At 33.3% G+C, this 20,278-nt stretch carries 22 protein-coding genes and 1 riboswitch; of the genes, 13 read left to right on the top strand and 9 right to left on the bottom strand.

All coding sequences use genetic code 11. The features are described from left to right. Positions 1-425 precede the first annotated feature (425 nt). From HR057_RS04095 to bshB2, 3 genes are all read left to right on the top strand, one after another. Positions 426-1,022 carry a DUF456 domain-containing protein gene (locus HR057_RS04095; protein ID WP_173730152.1) on the top strand — a complete coding sequence of 199 codons (597 nt, stop codon included), beginning with the start codon at positions 426-428 and terminating at the stop codon, positions 1,020-1,022. Positions 1,023-1,152: 130 nt separating this feature from the next. Continuing rightward, the gene (locus tag HR057_RS04090) at positions 1,153-1,497 is read left to right on the top strand and encodes a YojF family protein (RefSeq protein ID WP_173730151.1); all 345 of its coding nucleotides are present in this window, start codon (positions 1,153-1,155) and stop codon (positions 1,495-1,497) included. Positions 1,498-1,558: 61 nt separating this feature from the next. Then, positions 1,559-2,218 (top strand): bacillithiol biosynthesis deacetylase BshB2, encoded by a 660-nt coding sequence (bshB2, locus tag HR057_RS04085; protein ID WP_173730150.1) that lies wholly within the window; start codon positions 1,559-1,561, stop codon positions 2,216-2,218. A gap of 211 nt (positions 2,219-2,429) precedes the next feature. Here the strand turns inward: bshB2 and HR057_RS04080 are convergent, their stop codons facing one another. Both HR057_RS04080 and HR057_RS04075 read right to left on the bottom strand, forming a co-directional pair. Beyond that, on the bottom strand, positions 2,430-4,208 hold the full coding sequence (locus HR057_RS04080) for an adenine deaminase C-terminal domain-containing protein (RefSeq protein WP_173730149.1): 1,779 nt from the start codon (positions 4,206-4,208) through the stop codon (positions 2,430-2,432). 356 nt (positions 4,209-4,564) lie between these two features. Beyond that, the gene (locus HR057_RS04075) at positions 4,565-4,870 is read right to left on the bottom strand and encodes a BC1872 family protein (protein ID WP_173730148.1); all 306 of its coding nucleotides are present in this window, start codon (positions 4,868-4,870) and stop codon (positions 4,565-4,567) included. A gap of 544 nt (positions 4,871-5,414) precedes the next feature. Here HR057_RS04075 and HR057_RS04070 point away from each other — a divergent pair. Continuing rightward, positions 5,415-5,795: a hypothetical protein gene (locus tag HR057_RS04070; RefSeq protein ID WP_173730147.1), complete on the top strand. Its 381-nt coding sequence runs from the start codon at positions 5,415-5,417 to the stop codon at positions 5,793-5,795. A 137-nt stretch (positions 5,796-5,932) separates the two neighbouring features. After that, complete coding sequence (locus HR057_RS04065) at positions 5,933-7,093, top strand: GGDEF domain-containing protein (RefSeq protein WP_173730146.1); 1,161 nt, start codon at positions 5,933-5,935, stop codon at positions 7,091-7,093. A gap of 274 nt (positions 7,094-7,367) precedes the next feature. On the opposite strand, the gene HR057_RS04060 is transcribed toward HR057_RS04065, so the two are convergent. Further along, the gene (locus tag HR057_RS04060) at positions 7,368-7,547 is read right to left on the bottom strand and encodes a small acid-soluble spore protein H (protein WP_173730145.1); all 180 of its coding nucleotides are present in this window, start codon (positions 7,545-7,547) and stop codon (positions 7,368-7,370) included. Positions 7,548-8,015: 468 nt separating this feature from the next. On the opposite strand from HR057_RS04060, the gene HR057_RS04055 reads away from it, so the two are divergent. Together HR057_RS04055 and HR057_RS04050 are read left to right on the top strand one after the other, a co-directional pair. Continuing rightward, positions 8,016-9,032, top strand: a complete 1,017-nt coding sequence (locus HR057_RS04055) for a phosphotransferase enzyme family protein (protein WP_173730144.1) — start codon at positions 8,016-8,018, stop codon at positions 9,030-9,032. Between the two features lie 93 nt (positions 9,033-9,125). Further along, the gene (locus HR057_RS04050) at positions 9,126-9,548 is read left to right on the top strand and encodes a PaaI family thioesterase (RefSeq protein WP_173730143.1); all 423 of its coding nucleotides are present in this window, start codon (positions 9,126-9,128) and stop codon (positions 9,546-9,548) included. 315 nt (positions 9,549-9,863) lie between these two features. On the opposite strand, the gene HR057_RS04045 is transcribed toward HR057_RS04050, so the two are convergent. Continuing rightward, positions 9,864-11,084 (bottom strand): hypothetical protein, encoded by a 1,221-nt coding sequence (locus tag HR057_RS04045; RefSeq protein WP_173730142.1) that lies wholly within the window; start codon positions 11,082-11,084, stop codon positions 9,864-9,866. A 137-nt stretch (positions 11,085-11,221) separates the two neighbouring features. On the opposite strand from HR057_RS04045, the gene thpR reads away from it, so the two are divergent. The 6 genes from thpR (at position 11,222) to HR057_RS04015 (ending at position 15,529) form a co-directional block, all read left to right on the top strand. After that, entirely contained in the window at positions 11,222-11,788 is a 567-nt protein-coding gene (thpR, locus tag HR057_RS04040; protein ID WP_173730141.1) for an RNA 2',3'-cyclic phosphodiesterase, read from the top strand. A gap of 144 nt (positions 11,789-11,932) precedes the next feature. Continuing rightward, positions 11,933-12,829: a TIGR01777 family oxidoreductase gene (locus tag HR057_RS04035; protein WP_173730140.1), complete on the top strand. Its 897-nt coding sequence runs from the start codon at positions 11,933-11,935 to the stop codon at positions 12,827-12,829. Between the two features lie 47 nt (positions 12,830-12,876). Beyond that, positions 12,877-12,920: riboswitch (PreQ1 riboswitch) on the top strand. A gap of 354 nt (positions 12,921-13,274) precedes the next feature. Further along, positions 13,275-13,937, top strand: coding sequence for a 7-cyano-7-deazaguanine synthase QueC (queC, locus tag HR057_RS04030; RefSeq protein ID WP_173730139.1), 663 nt, complete (start codon positions 13,275-13,277; stop codon positions 13,935-13,937). Between the two features lie 6 nt (positions 13,938-13,943). After that, a complete protein-coding gene (queD, locus tag HR057_RS04025; RefSeq protein ID WP_173730138.1) occupies positions 13,944-14,438 on the top strand; it encodes a 6-carboxytetrahydropterin synthase QueD in 495 nt (164 codons plus the stop codon). Positions 14,439-14,502: 64 nt separating this feature from the next. Beyond that, a complete protein-coding gene (gene queE, locus HR057_RS04020) occupies positions 14,503-15,222 on the top strand; it encodes a 7-carboxy-7-deazaguanine synthase QueE (RefSeq protein ID WP_173730137.1) in 720 nt (239 codons plus the stop codon). Positions 15,223-15,379: 157 nt separating this feature from the next. After that, on the top strand, positions 15,380-15,529 hold the full coding sequence (locus tag HR057_RS04015; RefSeq protein ID WP_173730136.1) for a hypothetical protein: 150 nt from the start codon (positions 15,380-15,382) through the stop codon (positions 15,527-15,529). Between the two features lie 120 nt (positions 15,530-15,649). Here HR057_RS04015 and HR057_RS04010 read toward each other — a convergent pair whose 3' ends face one another. The 5 genes from HR057_RS04010 to HR057_RS03990 all read right to left on the bottom strand — a co-directional run bounded on the left by HR057_RS04010 (position 15,650) and on the right by HR057_RS03990 (position 20,098). After that, positions 15,650-16,825, bottom strand: a complete 1,176-nt coding sequence (locus HR057_RS04010) for an MFS transporter (protein ID WP_173730135.1) — start codon at positions 16,823-16,825, stop codon at positions 15,650-15,652. Between the two features lie 62 nt (positions 16,826-16,887). Beyond that, positions 16,888-17,451 carry a hypothetical protein gene (locus HR057_RS04005; RefSeq protein ID WP_173730134.1) on the bottom strand — a complete coding sequence of 188 codons (564 nt, stop codon included), beginning with the start codon at positions 17,449-17,451 and terminating at the stop codon, positions 16,888-16,890. A gap of 15 nt (positions 17,452-17,466) precedes the next feature. Continuing rightward, positions 17,467-18,087 carry an SCO family protein gene (locus HR057_RS04000; RefSeq protein WP_173730133.1) on the bottom strand — a complete coding sequence of 207 codons (621 nt, stop codon included), beginning with the start codon at positions 18,085-18,087 and terminating at the stop codon, positions 17,467-17,469. After that, positions 18,080-19,564 carry a cbb3-type cytochrome c oxidase subunit I gene (locus HR057_RS03995; RefSeq protein ID WP_173730132.1) on the bottom strand — a complete coding sequence of 495 codons (1,485 nt, stop codon included), beginning with the start codon at positions 19,562-19,564 and terminating at the stop codon, positions 18,080-18,082. Before HR057_RS03995 ends, HR057_RS04000 begins: the two co-directional genes overlap by 8 nt. Before the next feature lie 18 nt (positions 19,565-19,582). Beyond that, positions 19,583-20,098, bottom strand: a complete 516-nt coding sequence (locus HR057_RS03990) for a cupredoxin domain-containing protein (protein WP_173730131.1) — start codon at positions 20,096-20,098, stop codon at positions 19,583-19,585. Positions 20,099-20,278: the final 180 nt, after the last annotated feature.

The following is a 20,278-nucleotide window of genomic DNA, read 5'->3' as shown; positions in this document are numbered from 1 at the left end:
AGGGACTTGGTGAACGAAAATAATTAAACATTAAAAAGTAAGGAATCCAAATATTTGAAAGAGTGATTTAACAAACAACTAGAGACAATCCCTTTTATTTGAAAAACTTGGCCAATATTCCAATTTATAAGACATTACTAGAGTTGACAGGTTTATACAGGAAAAATATCAATCAAGATAGTACCTTCAATTAGTGAATTCGCTTTCGATTTGGAAGGAAAAAATTTCCTGCAAGCGCTTGACGCAAACATTGTGAATGTTATTTTTGACAATATATGTTTTGTAGTCTATAATTTACCATTTGGGGAAAATAGTGTGTTTGTCGGTTTACAACATGAATTTTTTAGTAATAAGGAATGTATAGGTATTTGTGCTTTGTGTTTTTGTGAAAATTTCCTGCAATAAACTTGGTCCAAAAAGGGTTGATGCCAATTCATTTATCAAGAAATAAAAAGTTTAATAATTTCAAGCATAGAGAAATTTTTATCGAATTAACTTGGGAGTTTTCTCATTACATTAAAAAGGTTGTGGTTATCATTTTAGACATTATTTTTTGGATCATCATTATTGCTTGTTTTATCATTAGTTTCATTGGCCTTGTTTATCCTATTATTCCTGGAGTGTTAATGATTTGGGCGGGTGTTTTATTATACAATTTTGGAATTCACACAGATGAACTAACTTGGATGACATGGGCAATGCTTGCTGTATTAACATTATTATTATTTTTAGCAGATTATTTAGCAAATTTACACTTTGTTGAAAAAGCGGGTGGCTCTAAGTGGGGGATGAGAGCGGCCACCTTAGGCCTTATTTTAGGAAGTTTTGTTATTCCTCCCTTTGGTGTTATTATTCTCCCTTTTCTGTTTGTTTTCATTACCGAAATGGTCCAGAAAAAAACAGTTAACAATTCAAGTAAAGTAGCTTTTGCTACGGTAATTGCTTTTTTAAGTGGAACTTTTGCTAAATTGGTCATTCAACTAATTATGATTATTGTGTTTTTTATTGATGTTGTAATTTAGGGTATATACCATTTTTAATGTCTCTTAAAGTTTTTTCATGGACTGCCCCCAAAACCAAATCGTTGTAGTTTCAAAGAAATTTTATGTACAATTAAAAAAGGTACAACAATTGCTTGAAGGAGGATTTGTATTGGAACCCATCAACCCTTCTGCTGTACAAAAAAAACTAGATGAATTTAAAGGAAAAGATTTGTACTTGCATTTAGAAACAACAAATGGAGCTTATGCTTCCCATAAAGACCAAACTGTAATGACAGTTGGAGCTTATATTCGAAATGGCTTAATCAGATATAAACACGCCAAAATTACCGGTAATGGACCTTATCGAATCGGGATGAAGATGGATTATGGCTGGGTTTATGCAGAAGGTTTAACACATTTTACAGTAGATGAAAAAAATCGGCTTTTATTAGCGGGCCATGATTCCAATGGAAAACTGGCAGTTGCTTGTCAGATAAGCACAGAACCATTTTAATTATTATTTTTATATATTGCCAATTTTTTTTCGAGCGATAGATTGCTAAAGGAGTGTTATGATGGAAAAACATGTGCTAGTGATTTTACCACATCCGGATGATGAAGCCTTTGGTGTATCGGGAACGATCGCTTTATACCGGGAACAAGGAACGCCAGTGACCTATGTTTGCTGCACACTTGGGGAAATGGGCCGTAATATGGGAAATCCGCCAATTGCCAACAGGGAAACACTCCCATTCATTCGAAAAAAAGAATTGTTGAATGCTGCAAAGGCTATCGATATAACTGATTTACGAATGCTTGGGTTACGTGATAAAACATTAGAATTTGAAGATATTGATGAACTTGCGAACCGCTTTAGGAGTATTATTGAAGAAGTGAAACCTTCGTTGGTTATTACATTTTATCCAGGTTATGCTGTACATCCTGATCATGATGCAACTGGATTCGCTGTCGTTCATGCAATAAAACAAATGCCGGAAGAAACTCGTCCAAAATTGCATTGTTTGGCATTCTCTCATGATTGTGTAGAAAAATTAGGTGAGCCAGATGTAGTTATTGATGTAACACCTGTTCGGGATAAAAAAATTGCGTGTATTTTAGCACATGAAACGCAAGCATCTGCTGTTATGGATCGTTTGCCGGAAAAGTTATTGAGTAAAAATCCTGAAATTATGAAATGGGTTAGCACAGAAAGGTTTTGGACGTATAAATTTTAATAATTAGAATTTTTAAGATGCAGAATCTACAATTGCTAATTTAGATTGGAAATTAATAATCAATAACCCAAGAATGTTAAATTTAACACTCTTGGGTTTTAAATGGTTCGATCTTTTCCTAATAAAATATTAAAAAACAATTTTACGATGATTTGATTATAATTGATAGATAGTTTCATGTCTTAAATTTTTTTAAATATTCAAGACAAATTTAGCATATAAAAACATCATATAGAGGAGTCGAATATTTAACGATTTGATCAGGCTTAACATCATATAATCCGTAAGGAGTTAATCGTAAACCAGGCAGGAAGTCGCAGGTTAAAAATAATAATGTATATAAAATATCATGGAAAGGAAATCCTCGTTCTTGAACAGCCGCTAATAATTGATTATGATACTCTACTGCTGTTTTAAAAGATGGACTTGTTGTCATCATACCAGTCAAAGGTAATGGAATTTCTAGTATTATTTCATCTTTATCAACGATGACAATTCCTCCACCCATTTCATAAACACGTACAGCAGCTTTTGCCATTGCTTCTGGATTTCTTCCGGCAACTAATAATTCAGTAGTCGTATTGTAAGTGGAAGCCATTCCTTCTAAATCCACGGCAAACCTTTCCAAAAATCCTCTTGTTATCCACTTCCCATTTCGGTCTATTAAAGCTGTATAAACAATTCCTTCATGATTTGTCAAATCTACATATCCATTCATTGTAGGTAGGATCATATCCTTTCTTTGAGTAATTACATTACTGCGAAAATGGATGACCGGAACAGGTTTGTTTGAGTCATCATGTGGGTAAAGGTAAAGCTCCTTTTTTTCCAAAAATGATTTTTTAAAAGCAAAAGGTTTCCGTATTACATATTTACTCCAATCGATCTCTGGCAATGAAACGACCAATTGTCCCTTTTCTGCAACGACTTTTCCGTCGGCAATAACAACATCGGGGCGAAAATCAATAAGGTTCGGCAATAGAATTATATCTGCTTTTTTACCCGGCGCGATTCCGCCAATATAATCATCAAGATGTAAATAAGTTGCAGCATTTAGTGTTACCATTTGGAGAGCGGTCATTACTGGAACACCAAGTTGAACTGCCTGACGAACTAGCCCATCAACAAAACCTTCCTTCTCAATAAAAGCTGGTTGCGGCCCATCAGTTGTCATCAATATACGGCTAGTATTGACATTTCCTTCCGTCACAAGTTTGATAATTTCTGCTAAATCCGGACGTAACGAACTATTTCTCAATGTTGTCCAAAGTCCCAAACGCAACCGGTCAAATGCTTCTTTGGCGGTGATCGCTTCATGGCAAGCATTTACTCCTGATGCTGCAATTGAGTTTAATTTTTCAAAAGAGCAACCAGCGTTATGGCCATCTACAATTTTTCCAATCTTTTTTATATATTCAACAGTTTCTAAAAGGAAGGGATCCCCATTATATAGTAGCGGCCAACGGGTAACTTCAGCTGAACCAACGACTTCATCAAGTTGGAGAAGATCTTGGATATCTTTCTGGTTAAACCATTCTCGCTCACCATCATAATCAGATTGGGAAATAAGTCGAACTAACCAGAGAAAATTACCCGGAAGTTGTTTAAGATCATTGACCATTTCCTTAAATCCTTTTGGACCCATATGTAAATAGAAAAATAAATTATCATTTACCGTAGTAGTTGTACCAAGAGGCAATACTTTTTCAGTTTGGCTGATTGGATTGTAAACAACCCACGGGTGGGCATGTGTTTCAATAAATCCGGGAGAAACATACATCCCTTCAGCATTAATGACTTCAGTATTTTCACCAATTGAATCTTCGGCCTCACCAACGTAAGCAATACAGTCTTTATAAACAGCCACATTTTGTTGTAAAAACTCCCCTGAATATACATTGATAACAGTTCCACCTTTAATGTATATATCAGCTGGTCTCCGGCCTTGTGCTACTTCAATTAACTCATATTTTGAAGCTTTCAATTTCATTTTTATCTCTCCCATCATTTAGTAATTTCTTATTATCTTTTATTGACGTTCGTATTAATAATATATATTTAATATTGGAAATTTTCAAAAAATAAGTACTAAAAATTTAAAATAATACTGTTTATTTGCAAAAATGTTTAAGGTCTAGGTTCTGTTTAATTTGTTGATATGAGCCTTCAATTTAGTTACAAGTTTGCTATTTCTATTTTGTTTTCAAACAGAATTGGCAAAGATTACGATTTTGGTCACTTATATTAGAAATAAACTTATGGAATTTTGTTAAAACTGAAAAAATACCTACAGACGAGCAAAAGTCTGTAGGTATTTTTATTATAAAAATATTATCTTCATAAAGACTAAAGCCAACCTGGATCGATGGAACGATTATCCGCAATCTCGAATGCTGCATTTGTTATTGCTTGTGACAGTGTATTTCCAGATGCACAAATATGATCAAAGCAAACTTCGGTGTTGCTTTTTTTCGTAAATGTAAAACCAAATTGTTTTAATTTTTCAACTATAATCATTGCATGTTCAAGATTTTCCTCTGGTTGAAATTCGGATTCATGAATAAAAACTCCTTTTTCATGGTCATACCATCGATCCCATCTATTGAGTTTCCACCCTAATATTCTTCGGGCGATAATATCAATTTTGTTCATTTTGTTTAAACCCTCCTTAATATATAACATGAATATTTTGGCCGTAATAATCTCTTGAACTATTTTAAAACAACATTTGTAAAGTGTAAAATATAATATGTTTTAAATGTTAGGAGGAAGAGATGTAGGGGTGTTTATCTTATATTTGTATATGTTGACATGACGATTGAAATGAGTGAAGCTTACCTTTATTTACATTATATAGATGTGGGATCAATCACAGTTTTTTTATGGGATGTTTTAAATTATACAGTTGTTCTATGGCAACAATTGAACAGAATTTTAAAACAACGGAAAAATTCATTAAACATGTTACGGGCAAGATGAGTAGGCTTACATTCTAAAATAGAACAAAGTGTTTACAGGTATTATGCTTAGAAGGATTTTTTTACATTAAGCAAAAATTATGTTAAAAAGATTTAAACCTATCATTTTACATTGGATGGTAGAAGGGCCCCTTTTTACATACTGGACAACTTCCTAATTTCAAATGACACCATAAAATGATAGTAGACCGTATTTTTTAATAAAAGGGGAAACGATCATGCCATATCAAAATCTAGGGTTTGACAGATTTAGGTTTGGGGATCTTTTTACCATTGCTAAACAATTGGACAGTTTCATTGGAACATTGCCTAAAATTGGTGTTTTGAATGGAATAGGTGAGGGATTATACGGAAACGGGTATAGTTTAAGTAATATTGTAGCAATGGCCAAACAACTAGATGGCTTATTGGGAGCTCTACCTAAAAACTTTTGGATGGGAGGCCCACCAACCATTGATTTAGGTATCCCACATAGTATCTTTTACAAAAGTGGACCACCAGTTGGCTTTCCATTTGCAGGAATTGCTCCTTATAGCATGTATCCTGGTGTTGTACCTAACTATTTCTATGATACCCATCAATTTTACCCATTCGTATAAAATTTTATGGAACCTGCTCTTTTAACATTGAGGAGCGGGTTTCTTTTTGCCTATGAGAAATTATAAAATAAATTTTCATTGCATCGTAAATTAGTAAAATATAAGATATTAATAATAATTAATATTAGGGGAATAATATGGTATTTATCAAAAGTAATATTTTGAAAATTTTAAAAAGTGATAAAGATTTTTTCAGGGAAGCGAGTATTGTAAATATTCATCGTATTTGTCTTATCGGTTGGATGATGGGTTCAATTAATATTGTCCATATCGTCTTATTTTTATTGTATATGCCAAAAGGCCCGGGCATTATTGTTCTATGGTATAAATTGGTTATTTTAATTCATACAGTCATGCTCGTTGTTAATGGTTCATTAAGTTTATTAGCTTATAAGATTGATAAAAATAGAGTCCATCATCAAATGCTTATAAATTTTGTGCAATTTACTTCAATTTCAGTAAATCTGTTATTCGGCATACTTCTTTGTGTAAGCGACCAATTGGTTACGACGAATATAAATCCATTATTAGTAGCCTGTATAGGTGTTAGTGTAGTATTTTTAATTCCGCCGTTATATGGATTGTTATTTTATTTAGCCGTTTTATTAATATTTTACAACATGGTTCCTTTGACACAAAATATCCCTCATTTACTTGACCATGTCCGTATAAATAGTGTTACTGCAGCAGGAATAGGTTTTTTTATCTCTTGGATTATGTGGAAAAATTATAAATTTCGCATTAAACAAGAAAATATTATTAAAAAACAACAAAATATTCTCCAAGAAAAGAATGAATATTTACAATTTATTGCAACACATGATATGTTAACAGGTCTATTTAATCGTCAACATTTTATTGAATTATTTGAAAAAGAACTGCAATATTCACGTCAAAAGAATGAAGAAGTTTGGGTTCTTTTACTTGATATCGATTTCTTTAAAAGTATTAATGATAACTACGGACATCCAGTTGGAGACTATATTTTATGCGAAGCGGCAAAAATTCTTTCCAATACAATTCGTGAATCTGATATTTTAGCCCGACTTGGGGGAGAAGAGTTTATTATACTACTCCCCAATACGAGTATAATAGAAGCAAAACAAATTGCTGAAAATATCCGGCATATGATTGAAACACATTTGTTTCAATCAGCAGGCCAAATCATAAATATTACTGTAAGTATTGGTATCTCTAAAGGTTCTGGTTCTTTCCAAAATAGTTATCATCTTGCTGATACAGCCCTTTATTATGCAAAAAGAGATGGAAGAAATAATGTAAAACTAGTAGAGGCCTAAATAACAAAGTACTATTTTCCATAAATTTAAGGATTAATATTATTTACCATTTAAAAATGCTATGACTTATCACAACAAATAAAATTTGTCCGAATCTTATTTGATTCGGACTTAAACATGTGAAAGCCGTTTGATTTTCAGTCTGAATTCTGTTTCTAGATGAGATTTAAAAAAATATACGTGGAAAAAGACATCTAAGAGAGGATCCACTTACTACTATTCATCCTTGTAATAACGATTCATTTACAAGTTATTCTTACATTTTTTGTCTAAATTAATGTTCAATTAAACTAGCCACTGGTACCTCTTGTTCATTCTCTGGATCATGAAGCGGATAAATTCTTGCTGTATTTCTTTTTTCATCGACATTTTGAATGTAAATGGGAACACCGTTATAAGTAACATTAGCCATTACTGGTGATTGGGAAATTTCTTTTGCACGTTGACAATCCATTTAAACCCCTCCTATTTTAATTTGAAAGTTTTGTGAAAATAACATTTTTAATGTTTTCCAAAAGGGGGTTAAATATTCTTCCGTTTGTAAATTGTGGTGGCTTACAAAAAAATTTTAAATATAAAGTGTGGAAATAAATACTTGAATAATCGGATAGGAGAATTTTTCTGTTTCTATACTTTATAAATCACCCCATTTTTTTACAATTGTATTCCGGTTGTGAAAGATTAAAATCCCCTTTTTTTACTGAAAAAACTTATTTTTCATAAGATTTGTTTTTGTGCGAATATTTGAACGGAAGAGATACCAACACTAATGAAAAATAGTGATTTTATATCCTGTAATAATAGGTATAATATTTTTTCTCTCAAAAATGACATTCTATTGTATAATTGGTAATTGGTACATAATATTGTCACAAATTTGACCTATTCATAAATTTTTAATATACGGTGAGGATCCAATAAAATGAACAATCATAGTAAATTATTTTACGAAGTAGTAAAAAAATACGATAACATAGCAGAGGCTGCAATTAAATTCTATCCTTTTTCCCATAAATCAAATATAAGATTACTAAATTACTCAGAAAATGCTACATATCTAGTAAAAGATTTGAGTACAGATCAAAAATATATTTTACGTGTTTGCCGACCAAATTATCACACAAAAAGTGAGATTGAAAGTGAACTGACATGGTTAAAATTAATTGCCGCTCAAGAAGTTGTAAAAGCTCCATTGCCTGTATTGGGGAATAATGGTATTTATATTCAAGACATATGGGATCAAGGGCAACATTATTTTTGCATTATGTTTAATTTCCTAGAAGGTGAATTACTAAGTGAAGATAATGAAAAGATTTTAATTAAACATTTTGAAAATGTTGGTGAAATTACTGCCAAGTTGCATGATCATACAATCAATAATCGTGATTATTTAGGAAATATTACTCGCTTTTCATGGAATTATGAAACGATCCTTGGTCCTAATCCAAAATGGGGTAGATGGCAAGATGGATTAGGAATGACTCCTGAAAGAGTGGAATTGTTTGAAAAAGTCTCTGAAAAAATAAAAACACGACTTGATCATTTTGGCAGCGGACCTGATAAATTTGGACTCATCCATGGCGATTTACGTTTAGCAAATTTATTGGTTGATGGTCAGGATAAAATTAAAGTCATTGATTTTGATGATTGTGGTTTCAGTTATTATTTATTTGATTTAGCTGCTTCTTTAAGTTTTATTGAACATAAACCTTTTGTTCCGGAATTAATTGAAGCATGGTTAAAAGGATATCGAAAAGTTCGTCCGCTATCAAAAGAGGAGGAACAAGAAATTTCTACATTTATTATGATGAGAAGGCTTCACTTAATTGCTTGGATTGGAAGTCGCGATAATGAGACTACAAGGAAAATGGGTATACGGTATACAGAGGATACAGATATTTTAGCAAAAAAATATTTACAGTGTACGAAAATTTACTAAACTTAAAAAATGATGCTGAAGAAATAAAATTTGATATAAATATTGTTACTAAACCGACTAAAAGGAAAATATAAACGAATAAAGGTGAAAGAAATGAACAAAACAGCTTTGCACGAAAAATTTTCAAAGGCAGCAGACCAATGTGAAAGTGATTATGAAAAATACTTTTTAGCGAAATTATTTGATTTACAATTTACATATACTGATGATACTTGTACTGTAGAATTTGAAGTTGAGGATTTTATGCATAATCCGCACAATGTTTTACATGGTGGAGTAATCGGTTTTGTTTTTGATGTTTCTATGGGACATTTATGTAAAAAAGTTATTGGGCCTTCTGTCACTGTTGAAATGAAAGTTCAGTATTTTAAGTCAGTGAAATCGGGAAAGGTTCAATGTGTTGCTAAATTTTTGAGAAAAGGAAGAAATATATTATTTTTGGAATCAAGGATGTATGATTGTGAAGGAAACTTAATTGCCATGGCTACAGGAACTTTTGCAAGAATAAAAGAATAGTAAATAAAAATGGAAAAATATAATGCATGCGAAAAAAGGCTGTCCATTAAGTCATTTCTTGACTTATGGCGCCTTTTTTCATGGTTAATTGTATACGATATCCGTTTTAGTTAAGTACCTCTTTTGTTGTAATTTATTGATGCAGTTAGAACTGCTGAATGTTAATGCAGCACAAGAATAAGTACAATTGGCCAAAGAAAGGAAAGAAGCATTTTTGCCAAGTAGATATAGATAAAAGTGTAAAAATATTACCGGGTAAGAAAATATCTTCATCATTAATGATGAAGAAGTAAAACATCCAATAGTAGAAATTTTTTATCTATAACATTTTTGTCTAGTAATAGTCATCCAAAGAATGATAATTCCAAGGAGCAAAAGTCCGCTAGCTAGAAACAGTCCTTCATTCAAATATGGGATACGCTCGCGAGTAGTCCATTCAAGCAACCCTTGTCCAAATAAAAGCAATTCGTTCAATAAGAAGCCGATTATTAACAGGATCATACCTTTAATAGATAATCTTTTTACTGGTAAAATCTTTAACATGAAATTTTGGGCAAGAATAAAAATACTAACGAAACCCAACAATGTTAAATGCAAGTATCCGATGACAATACTTCTCGTTTCATAAATCAAAATTGACAGGTCTGGAATGATTAATCCAAGCTCAGTGGTACTTTTAATGAAAAGAAATAAAAATGTAAGTGCAAGAATAACAGATATTAGTGTTGCATATTGAGAACTTATATCTTTCCAACTTTTTAAAAATGCAAGTAAAATAAAGATAACACCAATCCATTGGCCAATACTGCCAAGAATAGCAAGAAAAATCATGAGGTTTCCTAAATCGACCCAAAGAACACTTAAAAAATATCCTGGGAAAAGTGATAGAACATAGATCCAAAAACCAATCTCTAATAACCGATCTTCCAAACGAATCGATTGTTTTTTACAAATAAGAATAAACATTCCAATTAAGAATAATGTTAGCCAGCCATTATATTGAAAATGTAAATAAAAATACATTGCCATATCAAACCAGTATGATTCTTTTTGTCCAATAGCTGAAATATATCCAAGGGCAAATGGTCCTAGAGATGAGAGGACTAAAAAAAACAACGAGGAAAAAATAAATAATTTTTCCGATTTTAGTTCATTTCCTTCGATTTTTATTTGTTGATAAATGAATAAGCTTGTCCAATATTCAAGAAAAATATGGGTAGTTGAGAAAATAATTGAAAATAATCCATAGCCTTGATATAAGAAAGAAATGAACATGAGAACCGATACGATCATTAATAAAAAGAATAAAATTATTCCTTGCTTTTTTTGTTTGAGTGTTCGCCAATAATATGTTAAAAATAGGAAAAAGGCGCCTAGAAAAGCCCAGCCAAGTATTGCTAAATGGGAATGGCCATGTAATATATTCGTATAAGGGAGAAAGGGAACTGGATGTAAAAACTGCAGTCGCATCCAAACACCCGACAAAGCGACAAGGGTAAAGAAGAAAAAGGAAGCATGTACAAAAATTGTTGGCAATTAGACCACTCCTTTCCATCGTTCATCATTATTATAATATAAAATTTTTAATTACTATACATACATTTTTATGAAATGATTATTTAGATTTGTAAATTATTAAAAAATCAATAGTCCTATTAGAATGGAGGATTATGATGACCAAACTGCCACATTATTTTATCGCGATCCCGCTTCCGGAATATTTACAAGATTTCTTTTCAATATGGCAAACGTATTTAAAGGAAGAAGTGTCATATAAAATATGGACATATAAAAAGGATTTGCATATTACATTAAAATTCCTTGGTCCTGTTGATCAACAAAGACTTGTAAAGTTGCAAGAGGAGCTTACTATTATTGAAAAAATTCCTTCATTTACTGTCGAAATTGGTACGCTCGGTACATTTGGCAATCTTAAAGAGCCACGCGTAATATGGGCTGGTGTTGAAAAAACGAAAGAATTAGCATCATTACAACAGCAGATTGAGAATTGTGCCATAAATGTCGGGTTTCAAAAAGAAAATAGGGAGTACCGACCTCATATTACACTTGGGAAAAAATGGACGGGTAATCCGGATCATGGAAAGATAGAAAAACTAAAAAGCAAATTTCTTCATGATAAGCAAAAACTCCATATTGATCAAGTTGTTATTTATCGAATTTTCCCAGAAAGACTTCAAAAATATGAAGTGATCGAATCATATTTATTAGGAAAAAATTAGAAATGGAAGCTAAAGAGTGGAGCGTGATATTTTACAAGTATATGAAAGAAAAGATTAGAAATACAAATTACTAATGTATTTTCATTTTGTCTTTATCCAGTTTTGAAAAAATTTGTTTTCCAAAATATTTTGGGGTGTGAAATGATGAGGATCGTCATTTTTGGTGGAACGGGTTTTATCGGGAAATATTTATGCACATATTTTAGTAATATAGGAAAAGATGTCATAATTGTATCCCGTTCTAAGGGTATTGTACAAAATTCTTTAATACGTCGGGTGACGTGGAAAGATCTCGAAGAAAATATCGAACCGTTGGAAGGATCAGATGTTTTTATAAATCTTGCAGGAGAAACGATCAACCAGAGATGGACAAAAAAGTCTAAAGAACGAATTTTAGCATCAAGAGTAGATACTACGAAAAAAATAATAGCAATTATCGCTAGATTAAAGGATAAGCCAAAAGTTCTGATAAATGGTTCTGCTGTAGGTATTTATGGGATGTCTGATAAAGAATCGTTTGATGAGAGTTCGGCGACCTCTACGGAGGACTTTTTGGCTAAAGTAGCAAATGAGTGGGAAAAAGAAGCCGATGCTTGTGATAAGGCAGTTCGGCTGGTCAAATTGCGCATCGGAGTTGTTCTCGGAAAAGAAGGAGGAGCATTGCAGAAAATGGTTCTTCCTTATAAACTTTTTGCTGGAGGGAGAATTGGTACCGGAAACCAATGGCTTTCTTGGATTCATATAGAGGATCTTGCCCGTTTAATTGAATTTTGCATTCTAAATGATAAAATGAATGGAGTAGTTAATGCAACAGCACCCCACCCAATTACAAATGATGAATTTGGACGTACAATCGCACGTGTTTTAGGCCGGCCTCATTTTCTACCGGTTCCATCGGTTGTTTTTAAACTATTACTAGGTGAAATGGCTTTAATGGTTCTTAAGGGGCAAAAGGTATTACCTAAAAAGGTACTTGATTATGGGTTTAATTATAATTTCCCGACAATAGAAAAGGCAATCCGTGATTTGTTGACAGACTAAGGCGAAGGTATGGTATAGTAAAATAGATAAAAGAAAATCCGTTTGTTACGGTAGAGGTTCTTAGCTACCCTCTATAAAAAACTAAGAAGGAACAGCATTCTTTCTTAGGAATGCTATTTTTTTTTGTCCATTTTATTCACTTTATATTAAGGTGGACAACGCTTTTCCATTATTACATCAAAAAATGAATATGACTACGCTTAACATATTTCTATATAAATATAGGAAGAATTCTTCTTTTTTTTGAAATAGATACGCAAAGAGTTGATTTTCCTTCATAATAATTTTCTTTTTGGATTCGTGAACTCATGATGAAAGGAATATTCAAGATATTTTGTTATTAAATAAATTTTACTTTATAAGTGATATTTAATTGAAAGGCAAACATCTCTACTAATTTAACTTGAAATGTTGTGTTTTTTAAATTGAAAGGAGTTTGGAATTAATGAAAAATGAACGTGCACTTGTTATATTTAGTGGCGGGCAGGATAGCACTACTTGTTTATTTTGGGCTTTAAAACAATTTGCATCAGTCGAAGCCGTTACATTCGATTATAATCAGCGTCACCGCTTAGAAATAGATGTTGCCAAAGATATTGCAAAAACACTTGGTGTAAAACATCACGTTTTAGATATGTCATTATTGAACCAATTGGCTCCTAATGCTCTAACTAGAAATGATATTGAAGTAAAAGAGGGAGAAAAAGGAGAGTTGCCATCCACTTTTGTACCAGGACGAAACCTTTTATTTATATCTTTTGCTGCAGTTTTGGCGAATCAAATAAAAGCAAAACATATTGTGACAGGTGTTTGTGAAACTGACTTTAGTGGATACCCTGATTGTCGGGATATTTTCATAAAATCGTTGAATGTTACATTAAATTTAGCGATGGATGAGTCTTTTGTCATTCACACGCCGCTTATGTGGCTGAATAAAGCCGAAACGTGGAAGCTTGCTGATGAACTAGGAGCGTTTGACTTTGTCCGTGAAAAAACATTAACATGCTATAATGGAATTATTGCTGATGGTTGCGGAGATTGCCCTGCCTGTAAGTTACGTAAAGCTGGATTGGAGCAATATTTAAACTCCCGAGAAAGAGGGGATTGAATAGATATGGACAATAACAATATTTTCTTTGGTTTTAGAATTGTTGAAGACCTTCAAAAAATTGATCGAGACATACAGCGCAGTGAATTAAAATACCATCAAAAACGAGTACTCGTTAGTAAAGAATTCACCTTTGATGCTGCACATCATTTGCATTGCTATGAAGGAAAATGCAAAAACTTGCATGGCCATACGTATAAAGTCGTTTTTGGAATTAGTGGATTTCCAGATGAAATTGGTATAGTTATTGATTTTGGAGAATTAAAGGAAATTTGGAAGGAAGAAATAGAGATTTATTTAGATCACCGCTACCTAAATGAAACACTTCCGAAAATGAATACAACTGCTGAAAACATGGTTGTTTGGATTTTTGAAAAAATGGAAAAAGCCATAGAAAAACGTCGTAATAAATATAACGGTGCACGAGTGGAATTTGTACGGTTATATGAAACGCCCACAAGCTATGCTGAGGCAAGACGGGAGTGGATGGAACTTTCATAATTTTTTTAGAAGCTGCTATTTTTGACCTTCGGAAAAATATTGGACAGTACAAGGTGATTGTTAAATGACAAGGATTCCAGTTATGGAAATTTTCGGGCCCACAATTCAAGGTGAAGGAGCGTTAATTGGACGCAAAACAATGTTTGTTCGAACCGCTGGCTGTGACTATCGTTGCAGTTGGTGTGATTCTGCATTTACATGGGATGGATCAGCGAAAGATGAGATAAAACAAATGACTGCTGAAGAAATTTGGAATCAATTATATGAATTGGGGCAAGATTGTTTTGATCATGTGACAATATCTGGAGGGAATCCAGCTTTATACTCTTCCATAGGGAACCTCGTAAACCTTTTAAAAGAAAAGGGAATCAAAGTGGCCCTTGAAACGCAAGGATCCAAATGGCAGGAATGGATGAAGGATGTTGATGATTTAACTCTTTCCCCGAAGCCGCCGAGTTCTCACATGGAAACGGATTTAAAAATGTTAGATTTAATTGTAGATAATGTTAAGGTGTTGAAAAATGCAAGTTTAAAAGTTGTCGTTTTTGACGATGTTGATTTCCAGTTTGCTATAGATATCCACGAGAGATATCCCAATATACCTTTTTATTTGCAAGTTGGAAACGCAGATACAACTTTAAAAGACGATGACATATTAGTAAAAAATCTACTGAAAAAATATGAATGGCTTATCGACAAAACAATGATGTGCCCAAAAATGAACGATATCAAAGTTTTGCCTCAGCTTCACGCACTCGTATGGGGAAATAAAAGAGGCGTTTAAACCACCTTTAAAAAAACAGGTGGTTTTTTTATTAATTTTTAAGATAAGGTATGAATGGGTTTTATTTTGTCTATAATGTTTTTGAAACCATAATCCTATTAATATGTACCTGGCGAAGATAACAACTGCTCTTGATAGATAGTTGGAGGTAAAAAATATGGAAATAATATTGTTAGCAATTATAATTTTTACTTTTACAATACTATGGTATTTGATTGATTTAGAAGAGAGAGTACATTATGAGCCAATTGATCAAGTAGAAGATGATGAAAAGGTTGTAATTTTATATAAGAAAATAAAGTTTTAATAATTAAAAAGTCATTAAAAGTTTACATAATATGATTATGGTTTAAACAAAAGTTATTTCATGTAATCGCCCCGCTCCTTTTGTTTTACTCGTAACGATAAATGCGAGGCGATCCGGTATCTAAGCAATTCTTTTATATAATACTTGACTTTTCCTTCTGTCAAAATTTAACCAATTAATGAACAGACATACAAAAGCGAGCAAAGCGAATAATACAAAGCCAAGCGAATAACTCCCTGTCATATCCTTCACGATCCCCATTAAAATAGGTGGAAAAAACCCTCCTAAACCTCCCCAAGCACCAACAATTCCTGTTACAGTACCTGTATCTTTTGGGAATAATGTTGGGACTAATTTAAAAACAGATCCATTTCCAAGACCTGCAAAAACGGCTATGAGTAAGCAGGCAATTGTCATAATAATAATGTTTTCCAAAGCAAACGAAATTACGAATGCCATCACTGTTATTCCAATGAATACATAGGTTAGAACACGACCAGCTCCAAATTTATCGGCAAAATATCCTCCAACAGGTCTGAATACAGTCGCCGCTACAACGAAAACTGCAGCACGAAATCCTGCATCAACTGCGTTGATTCCATAAATATCAATTAACATCGTCGGCAAATAAATTCCAAGGGCAACAAACGAACCAAACGAAACAAAGTAAAATAATGATAACATCCAAGTATTTCTAAATTTCAATACGGACAAAGCTCCAAGAACAGTCTTTTTTTCAGTCGGTTTGGCTGTCTCTGGTGTTCCAAACCAGATCAGGGCTGCCATAATGACAGTAGGAAAAATTAAAATCCAAAAAGCCCATTGGAGGCCAAAAGCGACGGCAATTGACGGAATCACAAATCCTGCAAGAGCTGTACCTATATTACCAACTGCATTTATTCCTAAGGCTGTACCTTGTTTTTCAGGTGGTGTCAATTTTGAGACAAATGTAACTGATATTGCAAAAGAAGTTCCCGCCATCCCTATAAAAAACGCCCAGAATAATAAGGCTGCAAAGGAATTGGAAATACCAGCACCGATTAATGGAATAATTGTAAATAATAATAATCCTGTAAACATCTTTCTGCCGCCAACACGGTCTGTGTAGATACCTAAAGGAATTCTCATAATTGAACCTAGAAGGACAGGGATAGCAACAAGAATACTTTTTTGTGTTGTGGAAAGATTATATATTTGTTCAAATGTGCTTGCTAAAGGTGATAAAACCGACCAAGTCATAAAAGAAATGGCCATTGCTATTGTTGTAATAGGAAGAACAAATTTAGTTCTGTCCATCATATCCCACCTCTTTTTTTAATAAAAAACTAGGCTCCAAAATGGATACCTAGTTTTTTCAATTAATATTTTGTACCATGATCCATCATAAAAGTACGGAAAATCCCGGAAATAATTATTAATCCGCTTAAGAAAAGGTATGATTTTCCAAGTAAATGCTGCTGTTCAAGCAAATAATTATTACAGAGCCGTACCGGTGATGTTAGATAAAGCCATCCCATGATGATGAACATTGAAACTAAATTTGCCCAAATAAAATTTTGACCGATGGGATGTAATTTCTTCCAGCTACAACTAATAGGTATTCCGGCCAATAATGGTAATGAACTATATTTGGCAATGGCAAACCACATCTCATTAATGGAAGCATCAATAGATCGGGGTAACATCCAAAATGAAATAGTAAATACGGCTAGTAAAATACCTGCAATCCCGTTATATTTTTTACTTATTAAATTCGGCCATATATCTAAAATAGTTTTTCCTAAGAAAAAACCAGCTAAAACGAGCAGAGGAATTTGTACAAGCATTTGTCCTATCATAAAAGATTCTGTGAATTGTTTTACTGGTGGGAGCGCTAAAAAAAATATCAAACCGAAACCGAAACTAGCATATCTTTTACTCATCTTTTTCCCCCGCAATCAAGATCTGTTGCGTTTTTCTATCATAGCACGAACTTTATTTACGACGTTTTGTGAATGTTGGTAATCAAAAATTTCTATGAGACGAACTTGTTCATTAATTAAATAAATAGCAGCGTTATGTTCAAACCCGCCATCTTCTTTTGGTATGACGATAACACCGGCCAAATCTAAAAATTGTTGTTGCTGTTTTTCATTTGAAAAACGGACCATTTTCCAAGTGATACCATCTGCTCCAAAATGGTTTTCATATACTTTCAAACGTTCAGGTGTATCATGGAATGGATCAAAGCTGAAACTCAAAAAGACAACTTCCTTACCTATTAATTCTTTTGGGAGTTGGTCATATACTTCTTTAAATTTCATTTCCAATATTGGACAAACATCTCCGCAGCTTGTATACATAAAGGTTGCGAGAACAATTTTGCCTTTATAATCGTAAAGCTGCAACGCTTTCCCATTCCCGTCCTCCAAGCTTACATTGGGAAGCAATGGTTTTTTCTCCATAATATTAATTTGACGGGCTTTTTCTGCAGTAAAAGCCCGAAGCCCGTCAGTTCCTTCCCAAAGGATGAATAATCCAACAATAAAAATGATGACTGTGGAAATATGATTACGCATATAATTGATCCTTTGTTTTCATTTTCTCTTCATTGGAGCCAATGTATCTAGACGATACAGCAAAGCGTATAATAAAAATTGAAGTTGCGAATATAACTCCAAATGAAGCAATTGCTCCAAACTGGTCTGCTGGTACCCATTCAGGAAAATGCTGGGACCAACGTCTTGGTGCACTTACTTTTCCACTATACAGGAAGGAGCCAGCAACACCTATAAAAGTTATTAAGTAAATCCAGAAGCTTACCTTATCAAAATAAGAGACTAGTTTGATTCCTTCTACTCTGAGAAGATAATACATAAACGCCCAAATCATCGCACAAGCCCCAAGTCCCATGTAAAGATGAAAATGACCTGGTACCCATTTTGTATTATGCATGACATGGTTGATTACAATCGTTGCGTCAACTATTGCTGGAACAACACCAAGTACCCAGCCAAATATTGAACCAAAAAATAACAAGGATGCCATGTCCCATTTAATTCCAGATCTATAGATGATCTGTAAAGCACCGAATCCAGTAACAACAAGTACCGGAAGCCCATTTGCATAAGAAAGAACTTGACCGATGATCAGCATCCATTTTGGCATGACAAAATCCATCAACAAATGGTGAGGATAAATGATCATTGTAAACAACGTTGAAGCATTCCAAGCGATTAAAAAGATCCCGTATGTTTTCCAAGGTCTTCCTGTATATTTAGGAAACACTTCGTAAACTGCGATTACCCCCATATAAATGATAGAGTTAGCAAATATATGACCAAAAGCATATATTAAGTTTTTTGCTAAAAGTGGATCAATTGTAAAGCTCGGATTAAAAAGATTGATAATACTCATAATAAGAACAGCCGCACCAGTTACTAACGCAGCAGTATTTACAATCGTTACCATTGTTGCTGCAACAACTGCAGGAGGAAGCTCTTCTTTCATTTTTCCTCCAAAAATAATTGGCCATCCTAAGGCATTTCCAAGGTTTCCATATTTTTTTATAATTGCTCTGCCAACATCAAGAAAGAATAGTAGGAAACCGGTACCAATAATTGTCATTCCTCCTAAATAGAAGAATGCTCCAGCAATTCCCCACATCCCTCCTGATATAGCTGGCAGAGGGTAGAGAAATGTCCAAGCTGCTGCAAAATCAAAAACAAAAATCCCGATCAATATCATTACAACACCGATTAGAAAAGCAATGACGTTTGTCATAAATATAGCTTTGCTTAAACGTACATACTGACTTACGAAATAGTAAATGATTGCTGAACCTGCAATCGCTCCTGCGCCAACCATACCAGTACCATGAAGTGTCATGATTTTATAAAAAAATCCATCAGAAATTGAAATCAATTTTCCTTGATTCAAAAGCATGATCGTCCCCATGCACATCATCAACAAAATGACGATGGCTCCTAATAATGTAGGAAAGATGACACTTTTTCTAGTTGAACGATCGACATTATCAGAAATGATCGTATTCATAAGCCGTTCCTCCTTTTATTAATATACTGATATAGTTGCTTGCATGACATGGTGGGCAATCCCACAATATTCTAAGCAAAGAACTTTATAAGTTCCTGGTTTCGTAAACGTAATATAAATTGGGTTTGTGTATTCTGGCATCGCTTGAGTTTGAGCTATCAATTGCATGTTTTCATCATAAATACCGAACCCGTGGTTTACATCTTTACTAGTAACTCTAAATTCGATTGGTTGACCTACTTCAAATTCGTTTTGTGAAAGTTCAAATGCGAATTGGGATGCAATAGCATCAACAATAATTTGATTTTCTTGTGCTTTTGCCCGTTCAAATGGAAGATCTTTCAGTGTAATCACAGTTGCAATACTAAACACAACGATTAAAGCTAGAAAATAAAACTTTTGCAGTTGGTGTCCTTTATGCTTTACAGTACCGTAGTCTTCCTTTTGGTCACTATTGTTGATGATGTAAAGAAAGACACCAATGATACCAGCAATAAAAATTATTGTAGTAAACCATGCTGCTTGTTGATACATTTTAAAACCTCCTTCATTACTTTTAGTTTTCTTTGTTTGCAATAATTAACAAAGATAAATAATAGATTTTGAATCTTCCTACGATTTTTACGATATAAAAGAAAGAACACCTAATCTGTAATAAACGTCACAAAATTATCACAAAAATTTCACAAAAATTTCACAATTTATTAATAGAAA

Source organism: Calidifontibacillus erzurumensis, from assembly GCF_013303125.1.
GTDB lineage: Bacteria > Bacillota > Bacilli > Bacillales > Bacillaceae_J > Calidifontibacillus > Calidifontibacillus erzurumensis.
The sequence above is the reverse complement of the archived record's forward strand: the minus strand, read 5'-3'. Positions and strand labels throughout refer to the sequence as shown.

Coding starts and splice junctions, on each gene's coding strand:
- HR057_RS04015 (WP_173730136.1), top strand. CDS start 15,380: ATGGAAATAATATTGTTAGCAATTATAATTTTTACTTTTACAATACTA.
- HR057_RS04050 (WP_173730143.1), top strand. CDS start 9,126: ATGAACAAAACAGCTTTGCACGAAAAATTTTCAAAGGCAGCAGACCAA.
- HR057_RS04065 (WP_173730146.1), top strand. CDS start 5,933: ATGGTATTTATCAAAAGTAATATTTTGAAAATTTTAAAAAGTGATAAA.
- HR057_RS03995 (WP_173730132.1), bottom strand. CDS start 19,564: ATGAATACGATCATTTCTGATAATGTCGATCGTTCAACTAGAAAAAGT.
- HR057_RS04000 (WP_173730133.1), bottom strand. CDS start 18,087: ATGCGTAATCATATTTCCACAGTCATCATTTTTATTGTTGGATTATTC.
- HR057_RS03990 (WP_173730131.1), bottom strand. CDS start 20,098: ATGTATCAACAAGCAGCATGGTTTACTACAATAATTTTTATTGCTGGT.
- queD (WP_173730138.1), top strand. CDS start 13,944: ATGGACAATAACAATATTTTCTTTGGTTTTAGAATTGTTGAAGACCTT.
- queE (WP_173730137.1), top strand. CDS start 14,503: ATGACAAGGATTCCAGTTATGGAAATTTTCGGGCCCACAATTCAAGGT.
- HR057_RS04095 (WP_173730152.1), top strand. CDS start 426: ATGCCAATTCATTTATCAAGAAATAAAAAGTTTAATAATTTCAAGCAT.
- HR057_RS04005 (WP_173730134.1), bottom strand. CDS start 17,451: ATGAGTAAAAGATATGCTAGTTTCGGTTTCGGTTTGATATTTTTTTTA.
- HR057_RS04075 (WP_173730148.1), bottom strand. CDS start 4,870: ATGAACAAAATTGATATTATCGCCCGAAGAATATTAGGGTGGAAACTC.
- HR057_RS04010 (WP_173730135.1), bottom strand. CDS start 16,825: ATGGACAGAACTAAATTTGTTCTTCCTATTACAACAATAGCAATGGCC.
- HR057_RS04055 (WP_173730144.1), top strand. CDS start 8,016: ATGAACAATCATAGTAAATTATTTTACGAAGTAGTAAAAAAATACGAT.
- queC (WP_173730139.1), top strand. CDS start 13,275: ATGAAAAATGAACGTGCACTTGTTATATTTAGTGGCGGGCAGGATAGC.
- HR057_RS04035 (WP_173730140.1), top strand. CDS start 11,933: ATGAGGATCGTCATTTTTGGTGGAACGGGTTTTATCGGGAAATATTTA.
- HR057_RS04060 (WP_173730145.1), bottom strand. CDS start 7,547: ATGGATTGTCAACGTGCAAAAGAAATTTCCCAATCACCAGTAATGGCT.
- thpR (WP_173730141.1), top strand. CDS start 11,222: ATGACCAAACTGCCACATTATTTTATCGCGATCCCGCTTCCGGAATAT.
- bshB2 (WP_173730150.1), top strand. CDS start 1,559: ATGGAAAAACATGTGCTAGTGATTTTACCACATCCGGATGATGAAGCC.
- HR057_RS04080 (WP_173730149.1), bottom strand. CDS start 4,208: ATGAAATTGAAAGCTTCAAAATATGAGTTAATTGAAGTAGCACAAGGC.
- HR057_RS04070 (WP_173730147.1), top strand. CDS start 5,415: ATGCCATATCAAAATCTAGGGTTTGACAGATTTAGGTTTGGGGATCTT.